The sequence below is a fragment of the Aquitalea sp. S1-19 genome (genome assembly GCF_024343515.1).
On sequence record NZ_RJTZ01000090.1, the window covers coordinates 1 to 13,467 of the forward strand.

Annotated in this window: 9 protein-coding genes; 2 read left to right on the forward strand and 7 right to left on the reverse strand. The window is 52.3% G+C overall.

Annotation, left to right across the window (positions count from 1 at the left end):
• Together EGI20_RS13160 and EGI20_RS13165 are read right to left on the reverse strand one after the other, a co-directional pair.
• Positions 1-331, reverse strand: a 331-nt coding sequence (locus EGI20_RS13160) for a site-specific integrase (RefSeq protein ID WP_498632011.1), incomplete at its 3' end; no start/stop codon positions are given.
• 36 nt (positions 332-367) lie between these two features.
• Positions 368-982, reverse strand: a complete 615-nt coding sequence (locus EGI20_RS13165; protein ID WP_498632012.1) for a tyrosine-type recombinase/integrase — start codon at positions 980-982, stop codon at positions 368-370.
• A 546-nt stretch (positions 983-1,528) separates the two neighbouring features.
• On the opposite strand from EGI20_RS13165, the gene EGI20_RS13170 reads away from it, so the two are divergent.
• Together EGI20_RS13170 and EGI20_RS13175 are read left to right on the forward strand one after the other, a co-directional pair.
• A complete protein-coding gene (locus EGI20_RS13170; protein WP_498632014.1) occupies positions 1,529-2,356 on the forward strand; it encodes a glycosyltransferase in 828 nt (275 codons plus the stop codon).
• Positions 2,349-5,375, forward strand: coding sequence for a glycosyltransferase family 2 protein (locus tag EGI20_RS13175; RefSeq protein WP_498632015.1), 3,027 nt, complete (start codon positions 2,349-2,351; stop codon positions 5,373-5,375). The genes EGI20_RS13170 and EGI20_RS13175 overlap by 8 nt, the downstream gene beginning before the upstream one ends.
• On the opposite strand, the gene EGI20_RS13180 is transcribed toward EGI20_RS13175, so the two are convergent.
• The 5 genes from EGI20_RS13180 to EGI20_RS13200 all read right to left on the reverse strand — a co-directional run.
• Entirely contained in the window at positions 5,314-6,126 is an 813-nt protein-coding gene (locus tag EGI20_RS13180) for a hypothetical protein (protein WP_498632016.1), read from the reverse strand. The genes EGI20_RS13175 and EGI20_RS13180 overlap by 62 nt on opposite strands.
• A 397-nt stretch (positions 6,127-6,523) precedes the next feature.
• Positions 6,524-7,357, reverse strand: a complete 834-nt coding sequence (locus EGI20_RS13185; RefSeq protein ID WP_498632018.1) for a hypothetical protein — start codon at positions 7,355-7,357, stop codon at positions 6,524-6,526.
• Between the two features lie 95 nt (positions 7,358-7,452).
• A complete protein-coding gene (locus EGI20_RS13190; RefSeq protein WP_498632020.1) occupies positions 7,453-9,972 on the reverse strand; it encodes a hypothetical protein in 2,520 nt (839 codons plus the stop codon).
• 236 nt (positions 9,973-10,208) lie between these two features.
• Positions 10,209-10,895, reverse strand: coding sequence for an RNase H family protein (locus EGI20_RS13195; RefSeq protein WP_498632022.1), 687 nt, complete (start codon positions 10,893-10,895; stop codon positions 10,209-10,211).
• A gap of 76 nt (positions 10,896-10,971) precedes the next feature.
• On the reverse strand, positions 10,972-13,467 hold a 2,496-nt coding region (locus tag EGI20_RS13200; protein ID WP_498632023.1), incomplete at its 5' end, for an ATP-dependent helicase.

Below are 13,467 nucleotides of genomic sequence, written 5' to 3' on the forward strand. Positions count from 1 at the left end.
AGCGTGGTCTGGCTCGCGCGAGCTTGCCGGCCAAGGTACCTGCGCGTAGGTGGGTGTAGCGCATCAACATGCTCAGCGTCTTGTGCCCGGTAATACTCGTCACTTCCATCACCTCCAGCCCGTCTTCGAACAGCTGACTGGTCGCTTCATGCCGGGTGTCGTGAAAGCGCAAATCTTCAATGCCAAGACGGTCGCAAGCACGGCGGAAAGCACGCGTGATCGAGTCCGGTTCAACATCAAAAATCAGCTCACCACTGCGCGGTAAGGCTTCGAGCAATTCAACTGCACGCGGCGACAACGGTACAACGCGCGAGCTGCCGTTCTTCGACATCCGGATCTTGAGTGCCGGAATCGCCGGCTTGTAATCCTACCAGCGCAAGGCACACAGCTCACCACGGCGCATGCCGGTTTCTATCGCCAGTTGCAGGATGGCCTGCAAAATTTCGGAGTCGGTTTCATCGAGGATACGTTGCAGCTCATCCCCTTCGAAGCGCCGATCGCGTGATTTCCCCACTGCGGGCTTACGGATATCGTCGCACGGATTGGAAAGGCGCTCGTAACCCCATTCTTTACGCGCAACGGTATACAGATGACTCAACACCGCCAGATACAAGCGCACCGTGTTACCCGACAAACCGTCTGCCAACACGCGATCGCGAAACAGGGCGAGATCACGGCCGCGCAGTTCGGTGATGTCGAGCGCCGCGAACGACTCCAGTTGCAGGCGCTTGATGCGACTCAGTTCTTGCCGAGCGCCTTTTTTCTGACTGCTCACCTCTTCGCCGTAGCGTGTCAGCGCAGCCCCAACCGACAATTCAGGGCGAGCCGTCGGCGCATAAGGACTGCGATCGAACTCGGACTCGACTTGCTGCGCCCAGCGCGTAGCCTGGTCTTTTCGGGGGAAATTTTTAGATAAGAGCGGATAACCTTTGCGACGGATACGAACCTGCCAGCTGTTACCACGTTTTCTGATGCTTGCCATGTGAACTCCAAATCGAATGTTGAAGTCACGTGTAGCGAGCGGTTTTATACCACTGCTCGACAGCCCACTGTGCAGTCAGTGGGCCAAAATTGGGCCAAAACGCAAAAAGGACCTAGTCGAAAAACGACTAAGTCCTTGTAATGCTTGGCTCCCCGAGCAGGGCTCGAACCTGCGACCTGCGGATTAACAGGGCATTCAGGATGCGCTCCAACTCATTGACTCAAAAGGTTTTTCTTGCAAATACAAAAACTTATACGCGCAACAACCCGCAAGCAATACGAGCCTAACGCAAGCATTAGACTAGCGTGAGGAGCAGATTGGGGCAAGCTTGCTGTCGGAATCATCGTGTCGACGCTTGAAGTCTAAGCTCATGAGCACCGTCTCCTGTTTGGCCGAAGCAGCCACTCGTGGTTGGATCAAGAATGGCTGTTTTCAATCAGAAAACAGCCATTGACGTATTTAGCAAATCTTGGCCGGCTCAGATCAATACTACCCTATAGAACCATGGCATAATTACCGTTTGTCGTTAATTCTTGGCTGTTATGTATGCCCACCTTGGAAAGCAAACCGCCAGTGATTGCTTTATTGGCCACGTTGCCGGCGCGCCGAGTGCTGTTGCAGCGCGCACTCTCAACTGTTGTTACCCAAACAGCTTTACCCGATGCTGTGGTGATTGTCTCTGACGGAGAGTTGCAAATTGATGCTTCCCTAGATCTAGAGGACAGCTCTCTACCTTTGCATTGTCTTACCAATCATTTAGCTAAAGGGGCGGCCAATACGTGGAATACCGGTATCGCCTATATCGCAGCTTCTTGGCCGGATTGCTACGTGGCCATATTAGACGATGACGATGAGTGGGATGCAGATCACTTGGCGACCTGCCTGACAACGGCGCTACAACATTCCTGGCCAGATGTGGTGCTATCTGGCTTACGCATGATTCGCGACGGGATAGAACTACCAAGGGAGCCGATCAAACATGCCAGCGTACATGACTTTCTGGCAGGCAACCCAGGTTGGCAGGGCTCGAACACGTTTATCTGTCTTGGCACCCTGATGCGAGCAGGTGGTTATACCTCTGGCCTTCATAGCTGTAATGACCGTGACTTGGCGATACGGGTGCTGAGTCTGTCTCAGGTGGGCGTTGCCTATACCGGACGGCATTCAGCGAGCTGGCATCTGGACAGCGGACGGGAGACGCTTTCGAGCCCGAATAGCCAAAGCAAGCTGGTCGGGTTGGCCCATTTTTACCACTTACACGGACAGCGCATGGAGGCAGAGATCCGTCAGCAGTTTTTTGCCCGCTCCCACCAATTGTTTGGCTGGACTCAAGAGCAGATCCTGCAACGCGCTAGAGTGTGGGAACATGCATAAATCCGCTCCACGTACCACACAAACCGTACTTTCCCCTCGCTTTCTTAAGTTGCAAGCACCGCTGAGTGACGAAGCTCAACAAGCCACAGTCGTGATTGGTATCTGTGTACGCAATCAGGCCAAGCACTTACCTGTGGCACTGGCTTCAGCGATGTCGCAACAAGTGATGCGGCAAGGCATGGGTGTGGTGGTAATTTTGGATGATGCCTCGGATGATGAATGGCAGGCCTCGGTAAAGAACTGGCTACACCATCCACGAGTGGTGGTTGTTAACGGCTTGTGTGGAAGTGCTGCGCGGGCGCGTAATGCGCTACTGGACTGGGTGGATGCCGAGTTGCCTTCGGCATGCTGGGTAGCACGACTAGATGCCGACGACCTGTTGGTCGACCACTGCGCCGTGGCTGCATTGATCCAGGCCGGTGAGGCGGCGAATGCCCGCTATGTGTTGGGTAGTAACCATCTATCTGTCAGCGGCCAACGCCTGCCTGTCAGTAATATTGCCGACCCGGCAGTATTACAGCATCGCCCCCGTTTGCTTGCATTCATCGAAGCATTCTGTCTGCACGAGCAACAACAGGAGCTACCATCATGCAACCTGCTGCTACGCACGCAAAGCGGCATTCGCTACCCCGATGTAACCAGTGCCGAAGACCACTGGCTAGTGGCTGAGCTACTGATGTTGCAAACCAATGATGGGATTGTCGTATCCTCGCCGGTGTATGCCGAATACTCGCTGGGTGGTTTTGTTACCGAACAAAACCGGCGCTCGACGCAATGGTACAGACAGCGCCAACTGCTCGCTTCGGCAGCCAAAAACTGGCAGGCTATTCTTGAACAGCCGGTTACGTTGCTGGGCGTCGGGCAGGAAGGTATCGTCTGGCGCGAACAGGAACAGGTTTGTAAACAGTTCTACCCGGCTGCGATGGATGACAATACCGCCGAGCAAATACAGCAGCTGATAGCCAATACCCAAGGCCCGGTGCCCGCTGCTGTATGGCACAAACAGCACGACGGCTGCTGGTCTTGTTGCTACCTCTGGTTTGATAGCACACCACTGCCCACTACCTTGCCGGCGGAAACGGTCCGCCACTTCCTGCAACAGTTGCACCATGCCGGCTACGTCACCAGCAATATCAAACGCAGCAACCTGAGGTTGGCTGACGGTCAGTTGGTGTATATCGACATCGGTAAGGACATCGCGCCATTTACCCCATCACGCTTTCTGGATACGGCTGCCCGCCTATACGGGATTGGGATACTGGGTTGGTCAGATTACGAACTGGCAAGACGACCAACCACTTTGCGCCAACACGAAACACTGGCCAGCCTGCATGGGTTTACCGATTTCTACCGCGAGCTGGTAGAAAGCCTGTTCCCGCACTGTGTCCAGCTGGATCATACTGAACAGAGTCCCTTGCGTATCGAGCAACAAGTCACGCTGCTGATCAAGTGCTGCGCTCAGGATTCCGAATTTCTAGCCGAGCAGGTGCGCCATATTGTTAGCCAGCTGACCTATCCGATAGCGTTTGCCAGTACGGTGCTATTGATCGATCCTTACACCGGCCCCTTTCTGCGTCAGTTCACACACGGCGACCTTGTTAGGGTGCAGGCCATTACCCGTATGCTGCTAGAGGAAGGGACAATAGACGAAGTGTGGCAGGCCCCCACAGCCGAGGCCGACATCAGGGCTACCTACCACCAGTGGTTTGGCCGCGACGATATTGCTACCAGCCACACTAGTATCTGCGCGCCGCTGTTCTCTCAGTTGTGGGCATTCGACCGGGTTCGCACCCCGTACGTACTGCAGTGCGATTCAGACACTCTGGTTGGGCGGCGCGATCTGACGCACGACTTTCTGGCCGATATGTTGGCAGCACTGAGCCCGGACGATGTCGTGTCGGTGGGCTTTAACATCCCGCAATCGCAATCCACGTTCAAACCATACCAAGGCATGCCGGGGCAGTTCCCCCCTGAAGTTCGCTGCGGCTTGTTGCACTTGTCACGTCTACGTAGATTGTGCCCACTACCTAATGGTATGCAGGACGGTCGCTTTACCCTGATGTGGCATCGCAGCGTACAACAGGCGCAAGCAGTACACGGCAGCCGGTCGCTGCGTGGAGGGGACCGGCGCAGCTTTTATCTGCACCCGCAAAACAGCGATAAATCGCACCCGGATTTCTCCATCTGGCGCGACCTGATCGCGCAGGGCCAGGAACCGCTAGCACAGCAAGACAAATGGGACTTGTTGCCGGAAGCCGATTGGCGCTACCCACCGAGGCACGAAGCCTTGGTGTTTCTGCTCAAGGGACGCTGCACCAGCATCGGCAAGCTGCGCCGCTGTTTTGCGTCACTGGCCATGCAGCACGACCAGCGTTTTGGTCTGATCGTTATCGACGATGCCAGCGCGGCAAACGAAAGCTGGATGTTGCCCCACTTGCTGGGCACACTGCTCGAACGAACCACGCTGATTCGTCGCAGTCGGCGACATGGATATATACCCAATTTTCTTACTGCCGTGACCGATATTTGTACACAGTCAGATACCCTGGTTGTCACGCTGGATCTAGACGACGCTCTGATGTCGCCGGAGGTCGTCGGTCGCCTGTATCAGGCCATAGCAGATGGTGTCGATCTAGTGCATGGTGTGATGTTCCGTCCAGACAAGCCGCTGCAGCTTTACCAACCGGATTACCAAGCGCCACGCCGCAAGGGCGGTGGTAATGTGTGGACCCACCTACGTGGCTTTCGCAAGCGGCTGTTCGATGCACTACCAGTGCATTACCTGCAATACCAAGGGGAGTGGGTGGGAGACGTGGCTGACTACGCAGTGATGCTGCCATTGACGGAACTGGCGCAGCAGCCATGGTTTATCGATGATCTATTCTGCTACTACCACCAGCGCGAACCTTACTCTGCATCGCGTAAGACAAAACAAAAGGCGATCCTGGATGGACTTCTCAGTCTACCGCCAGCAGATGTTGCTGAGCCTGCATCAGACGTAGCATCAAGGTATCAATGAATGGAGAAATGTCGTTACGGTACAGCCACCAGTTGGGGGTGGTCTGCTGCTGGCGTGCCAAGAAAAAAAAGCTTTCAAACGCCTGCAGGGGGCAAGCCTCATCAGCCTGACGCCAAGCCATTGCAGGTAGCGCGGCTAATTCTTGTAGAGTGCTGATGTCTGACTTTTCCGGTCTGCCCGCGTGCGTGACAAACCATTCCTGCAATCTAGGATACGAAATAGCGATGTCCTGATCCGTTTCGGCAGGCTCTGTCGGTAAGTACAGTTGTGGCCAGTTCAGTAATGTCCGCCTATCACGCAACAACTGCCATGCCAAGCATCGCTCGCCCAACCAGTTGTGGAAGGCGGCCGCCAGTGGTTGTCGTATCGGCATGGTGTTCACACGCAGCAGGCTGGGGCGCAAAGGCATCTGGAATAGCTGCAACCCTACCCCCATGTCGGCCAGCGCAAATACGGCCGTAAGACCCGCCGATGGCAGGCAGCCTAGTTGACCGCAGAGTACCTCTGAGGTGGCATCCAGCTTGTATTGTAGTTGCTCGCAGTCATAGGCAGACAGATAACGACTGCTGACCACAAGGGGCAAACTATTCGCTGCTGCTCCAGCCAATTTGCGGTTATTGATACGGATCTCACCAACTCGCAACGGCTTGTCGCTCGACTGGTTGAATGCGACAAAAGGGACGTTTTTATCCGTTGGGGGAGGCACCCCAGGGCCATTGCCCACCACATGCAACCATAAATTATGCGCCACAGTTCGTTACGCCCCATGAACACATACAGTCCAGCCACCTGCTCCTTATCGTGATTGCTAGCATAGCAGGATGGCCAAAATGGGCCAATCGTTGTCTGGCTTCTAACACGCTACTTGCGAACACCCATCGCCAAGGCTAAACGGTTGTGCTGAACAAAAAGTGTAAACATTGGCTGCATGGCAGCTGTCAAGCTACTCTCACCAACCTTGGTAGCCGAAAATGTACATAAATCCTAATTTAGATGCCATTTTGTTTACACTGTTGTAAGTTTCCCGCCAACCCACCAAGTGTCAAATTTCTGTTCGATTCGTTAGAGGCGACTAGTGTATAGCACACTATGCGGCCCAGTTGGGCGGCAAAATGCGACTAGGGAAAGTGAAACTCTGGTCGTGTAATTTAGCTATCGTAGCGAGCATCCAAAAAATCCCTGAAGCTTAGTTCACTAGTGACTAACTTATCCTTCATCTGCTGTGCGCCCTCCACTGAAGGAAGGCCTTCTACCGAAATAGTGCAATTTATCTCCAGTCGCACGAGAAGTATATTTATCTGAGAGATGATATGGGTTCGAAAGATACGTTTAGCTTTTTCTGCTGTTGCACTGCGGTACAAGCTGTAAAACTCCGTTGTTTGTTCAGTTGAAAAGTCACGGCGATTCCATCCCCATGCGTGTGCGACTTTGTAGAGGAAAATACTATTTAACCGTACATACTCCTTGATGTCGAAGTTGCGAGGCCTTTTTTCAAACCAACCGTCAGTAGACATGAAAGCTGGCCCTAAATCGCCAAACTTTTGCAGACTTGATAGCAAGCGTAGGTAGCCACGGCGCCCCCCTAATTCGTGGGGAACATCTATATGCCACAACGTAGAACGTGGAGCCCAACGCAATGCGGCACTTTTCCAAAATTGCCGGTCTTCTCGAGAGAGATATTGGACTGCAAAACCCATGAGCCGGAAGAGCCTCTTTGTCGGAACTTTATGAAAAAATGTAGCTCCGTCATCTAGCGGGATAAGCTCAAACTGAGCACGCCCCTCCCATACGATTCTCTTTGCGATAGTGTCAACGGCATTACTTAATTTTTCTTCGGGAGAGTAGCCTGCATACTCAGAAAGGTTATCCAACACTTTCAAAACTTTCTGCTGCTCAGCCTCTGTTCCGTTTAGCCGAACCGAAAAATTATTTTCCCGGCCATATCGGAATGGCATTGGGCGTGAAACATCCTCTACGAACATGTAAATGTTCGGAACAGCTATTTTTTCAGATTGACTTAAACTCGGAAGAAACCGGACTAGTCGGGGTGCCCATTTAAGCTGTGGCTTTCCTGATATCATGCGTGTTCAACCTCGTCCGAATAAAAATAAGAATCACATTCTTGGTCGCCAAGTTCATCTGCAAGACCACTTCGCCTAAAACTCTTCCGTAAACTTTCCGAACCATTTTTCCGAACCAAATAGAGTGCGACAAACATGTCAATTCCACCGTGGCCGAGGGCGTTAGTATGTGATGCAATGATGCGGACCAAGTGGCTTGGATGTACTACCTCCATTTTATTGGCCATGTGCCAGGCATCACTAATAACTGGCCTGCGTGGGAGTTGCGCAAATTTATTTTCAACCCGCTGTTGCCACTTTATTCTCAATATATCGCGTGGTTTTGCGCCCAAACCGGATTCAACGAAATTTACCAACTCGACAATAGCCTCAGTTTTTCGGTCGTCGGTAAGGTATCGGTTCCATGCTGAACACACTATGCTCCATAAGGCTTTATTTCCATGAAGCTCGGAAAAAAGTAATGCGTAACCACTAACATCCATCAGGTCCAATACGGCTGCGGATGAAATTCTTAGATTCTGCATCACCAGCCAGTCAGGGCCATCATTAGATGGTGTTTTGGCGAGTTGTGTGAGGCACCCTACAAAATAGCGTATGAAAATATCCTTCAACAGCTCGGCATCCTCATCAATCAATGCTTCAAACACAGCTTCACCGCAGAAGTGCAGAAACTGTCCAGCATAGTCTGGATAGGCCGGCGGTCGCTCTAGTACGCTGAACCGTGTTTGGAGATCTGACATAGCCTTGAGTAGAGTAGCCTTCATTGGCTTAAGAGCTATCCGTGTTGACTGGGCATCGAACTTTGCCCAAGGGAGCTCCTTCAGCTTGCGGTTATCGCTCATCTCTGACCATGCTCTTTCCCAAACAGTGACCTGTTCACTGAGCTTGTGCCAATATTCCCACTGACGACTGAGAGTTGCTGCTGTCATCCAGCATAGCTCTGCCTCCGAAAACGCTTTTCTCAGTCTCTCGTATGCATCAGGAATTTTCTCGGTCAGGACCGCAATATTTTCTGCAAAATGCTTAGCCTCAGGCTGCATCACAAGCTCGGCTAAATACCACGTAGGCGAAACTTCTTTCCCTTCCACTGCGCGCTCGAACTCTAGTCTAGGGGATAGATATTCAATTTGGCTCAATGCATAGTCTTCGAAGCCGGCTTGGTAGAAGGTACTCGGACTTGACCAATCGATGGACTCTATGCGTGCACTGATGTCAGTGCTCTGGAATGATGCATATCGCTGTCGCAAAGTAAGACTTAGATTAATAGGTATACTGGCCAGGCTTTCGGCAACTGCTACCTTTTGGATTGCCTCAACCCGTGCTGTAGCCGAAGACTGCTTAATTGCTTCGATGGTCCGAGAGCAAGCTTGCTCGAAAACCGAGAATGCAGAGTCCGCCCAGCCGTGTACTGCTAAGGCCATAGCATAGTTTTCAATGTGTTGGAGCGCTGCGAGGGCATTTTCCCACTGTGCGTTACGCACGTTGACAGTAAGGCAATCCAACAAAATGGGCACTAAGCGCTCTTCAAGCCAATCACGATTGACCACGGTCTGCGGTTCAATGCTTGTACCTGTTTCGGTGGCAATAGAGAGCCGCATATCATCGGTTCGATACCATTCTGGGTGACAATAAATTTGTGGATACCAGCAGCTATTGGTCGGTATAAGGGCCTTTTTTGTCCGATAAAGAATGAGAAGCTGTGTGGTGCCCTTGGACACGGCTAACAACGGTGTTCCGGAGAGGTGCTGTTCTTGAAGCAGCAGGTCTCGCAGGGTCTCCAATACGGTCACCGATTTTTCAGCTTGCTTATATGCGTAATGCTGGAATGACTCATCTTGCCACTTGAGCTTTTTTACGGTCACTGCAGCCATCCAATGCCGCAGTTGCTCGAAGATTGGTGTAGAAAACTCTGCGGGGTCGAAGAGATGAAAGACTCGCTGACCTAGTTTCACGAATGCAAAGACACCGACCCCTGCAGCTAGCGTGATGAGTGGCGGAGCAATGTAAATACGGGGAAGATTCGACAATCTCAAACAGATGAGAACTAGACAAAGATAGGTCAAGAACGACAGAAAATGCATGTAAACAATGCCGAATCTGTCTTGGGCGAGCAGGTCGCGAAGATTACTCGGGACCCGAGCATACATAGCGCTACCGACCGTCGCAGTCGCTGCATAATAGAGACCGATAAACACGCTTCCAATACTACTGATTGCTGCTAGGAAGGTCACATAGTCGGAGTCGGTGGGAACCGTGAGTCCGTGGCTCCCGAAGAGTTGGCACAGATACGGATTGCTTAGCTGGAGAAAGGCTGCAGCAACAATAGCCAGAAACCAAGGCTTAGCTGTTGTTCGGGTAATACCGACGAAAAAGAGACTGAATTTCCCAGCATTTTTGAGTAATTGGTTCGCTCGGTAGAACCGAGACGTAAGCAGAAATTCGGCCCTTCCAATAGTGAAACGAGCACGCCAATATGCCCGATATTGGGCAAACAAAAGGAATAAATAAGGCTTCATGGCCCCTTCCTGGTAGAGCCCGACTCATGCGGCTCCTCCTCATTATTGTTCGTAACACGCCAACGTCGTGAGAATATTAAATTCCGCTATCGCTGCCCCGTATTTGGCTCAAATGGGGGTTACGTGTTAGATCCCGGGCGATTAGTTACGCGTACATAAACAAGCGGGATTCGACAGCTAGTTGCCCGCCAGAACAAAAATGACAGGTTTCGAGAAAATTTTCTAATTTTACCACGCTAAATCAGCAAGTTATTCTTCATCATCACTTTGGCCTCTTCTACCATGTACATGGTTTTGCATGAAGGACAATAAAGGTAATAATCGTAATAGTACTCTTGTGTTGATCTTGGTTTTCTTTTTGGGGTTTGCTTTGTTACAGATGTGCCACACTTACGACACGCCTGTCCTTCTTGTGTTATTTTGCTTCCATCTGGCATTGTATTTTTTTTTGCTTCACACCCATCATCTGTAGGCAAATCTGGATTTGCCATGGCAGAAATGGCGATATAACTAATACGATGCTCAAGTTCATTAATTGATGATGTGCTCGATGAAATCCATTCAACCTCATGCCGAACAGACTGCTCAATTAATTTCCCCAGCAAATCTCTATTCGCTGCTGGCGAATTATCACTTTTTAACCATTTTTTTTCTTTCCATTTTTGTGCTCTGCCCAGCGCCATGGTTTCAACTAGATACGCAGAATCGCTATGTATAGTCACTCTACAAGACTCTTTTATTGACTCCAGCGCAACAATAGCAGCATGCAACTCCATCCTTCTTTTGTTCGACATCCGAAAACCGCCAGACAATTCTTTGGTGGCGCTACCATACGATAATAACACCCCGTACCCACCAATATCCTTCCCATATTCGAATGCAGCACCAACATAGGCAATGACGTGCTTTTTTTCTTTGCTCATGACATATACTCACACTAGTTTAATTTAAATCCGCCAAGCAGGATTGCCGTCTACATTATGGGTGGAGCATTATTTTTTACTCGCTCGATAAATTTAACGGCCTGAACACTAAGCGCGGCAACACCACCCACCAGCCATCAATAACTGCACGGCTATCTTGCCCGCCCTCATCTTTCCTTCTCCACACCATGGTGTGCACCTCAATATGGACAATTTCACCCTCAGGCATGGCAAAGCGCTTGGCCAGTTTACCGACAAACTGTCCTTGTCCTGGCTCACGTAAAACCCAGCCATCGCCTTGAGGTAGCAATTCCAGACGTACGCCAGTACGTAGACGATGCAAAGCCTGATGCACACCCGCAGATAATCGGTAGGTGCTGGAATAAGACAGATAGACATCCGGCATGCCTAGCTCCAACGTGCGCAAGCGCCATGCATCCGGAACAGGAGGCTGAACGCGCGCGTCCATTTCCAATAAAGCGTTGCCTTGCCTCAACTCAGCAATAAAGGGATTTCCCTTCGATTGAGAGCAGATCACCAGCGCATCTTGCGCCCGGGTCATCGCAACATAGAACAGACGTCGCTCATCGGGAGCGGCTGTTTGCCAGCCTCCGTCAAGCAATACGACACACGGCCACTGCCCGCCTTTGGCCTGATGAATAGTCGACAATATCAGCCGGCCACCATCTTCACGGCGGACATCACGGCCAAACTCGTAAAATGCATCCTTCAGAACTGAACCTGCCAAGGCTTCATCACCCCAATGCGAGCACTGCTCTTCGTAAAAGGCAGCACATAGTGCCAGATGAGGATTGTCCGGATCTTGCGCCGCGCGGGCTGACCACTGTTCGGACATTGCGTGCAAATGGATACCTTGCGCCGTATCCAGTTCAGAGAGAAGCGCCATGCCTTCCTGGGTTTTCCACAGGCCGGGCTGACCCTGATTGGCGCCACCGCGCTTACTGAAAGGAACTCCTGCCGCTGCACACCAAGCCGCCAATGGCTCAAGCTGTGCATGGGTACGCGCCAGAATGGCAATATCGCCCCAGGCCAATGCTGGATCGAGGCTGCGACGCCGCTCAAGCTCGGCAACCACTGCTTGCGCCTGGCGCAGCGGATTGCTACCCACCTGCAACAGCAGTACCCGTCCATTGGACACAGAGTCCAGCTGTTCCCAACGCCCACCCAGCGCGGCACCCTGTCGCTTGCGGTCGATCATGATCGGATGCGCCAGCTTGAGGCGCTCCGGATTACCGGCGATCAGGTGGTTGGCAAGATCAATAATTCTGCTGGTCGAGCGATAGTTACGCACCAGATATCGAGTCTGGGCTGCGTAATCATTTTCAAAGCGCCGGATATATTCGTTACTGGTTTTCCTGAAGGCATAGATATTCTGATCGTCATCACCGACCACCATCAGCGTCAACTGCTCGTCGCGATCCAGCGTCCTGCCAGCCAAGGCCGAAATCAGCGCATACTGTGCCTCGTCGATGTCCTGATATTCATCGACCAAAATATGCCGGTACCCTGCCAGTAACGCCCCACGCAAGGCATCATCACTATCCATATCCCCTGAAGCAGTACTGCCCGTCAGCAAGGCGGTGGCATCCGCCAAAATGCCGGCAAACAATTGTTCACTCTGCTCGCTGCCTGCCAGCGAACGCCCGGTCAATCTTAGCGCCAGTGCATGATAGGTCAGCACGGTGACACCAAAGGCGGCTTGCCCCAGTAGCGCACGCAAACGTTGACGAATTTCACCCGCAGCGGCCCGATTGTAAGCCAGCACCAGAATGGCTGCGGTGCTGACACCCTTGATCCTGACCAGAAATGCCACCCGATGAACAATGACCCGGGTCTTGCCTGACCCTGGACCAGCCAGAACCAGCAGGTTTTCATCTTCTTTTGCCGTGACCAATTGAGCCTGATCCGGATCGCCTAGCTCGCCGACGATCTGTTGCCAGGATTCATGCGTTGCGGCACGACTGATTTCATCCTGCCGGCTGGAAAAATAGCGGCGGATGAATTCCATTTTCGGCATAGAGAAATACGCCAAGATATAGGCCAGTGCGTCTGCCATCTTACCCAAGCCAAGCCGGGCATATTCGTGCATAACATGGATTTGCAGCGTGCGCTCGTCGTAATGTGCACGAAGCGGCATAAAGTCGTTATCGCGAAACCCCCGTCCCTTACTTTCCGGCAACAGCTTCAAAGACATGGCGGAACGGAACAGGGCCTTGCCCTTGTCCAGAATGATGACTTCGTGATCATGCATAAACAGCAGCCCAGCATTGACAGCTGCCAGCACCCGTTCCGGCGACTGCCCGAGTGAGCTGGCAGCTTCAATGTCCCCCGCAACCGCATCGGCCAGCGCCCCTAGGCTGCTGGCCACATACAGGCTGGCACCGCGTGCGCCATCCGGCAGTTTCATCTCCAGTGCAGCCAGCAAAATCTGGGCGATCGACTGCCGGCGCTGCGCCAGCGTCTGCAACGTCGACCAGCTCTTGAGCAGGTGCACGTGAAGCTGCTCCTTGTTCCTGACCTTTAGCTGCAAATACTCATGCCCTGCCTCTGC

Bases quoted from the DNA above. Each gene is read 5' to 3' on its own strand.
- EGI20_RS13185 (WP_498632018.1), bottom strand. From the start codon at position 7,357: ATGTTCGTAGAGGATGTTTCACGCCCAATGCCATTCCGATATGGCCGG.
- EGI20_RS13195 (WP_498632022.1), bottom strand. From the start codon at position 10,895: ATGAGCAAAGAAAAAAAGCACGTCATTGCCTATGTTGGTGCTGCATTC.
- EGI20_RS13165 (WP_498632012.1), bottom strand. From the start codon at position 982: ATGGCAAGCATCAGAAAACGTGGTAACAGCTGGCAGGTTCGTATCCGT.
- EGI20_RS13170 (WP_498632014.1), top strand. From the start codon at position 1,529: ATGCCCACCTTGGAAAGCAAACCGCCAGTGATTGCTTTATTGGCCACG.
- EGI20_RS13175 (WP_498632015.1), top strand. From the start codon at position 2,349: ATGCATAAATCCGCTCCACGTACCACACAAACCGTACTTTCCCCTCGC.
- EGI20_RS13190 (WP_498632020.1), bottom strand. From the start codon at position 9,972: ATGAAGCCTTATTTATTCCTTTTGTTTGCCCAATATCGGGCATATTGG.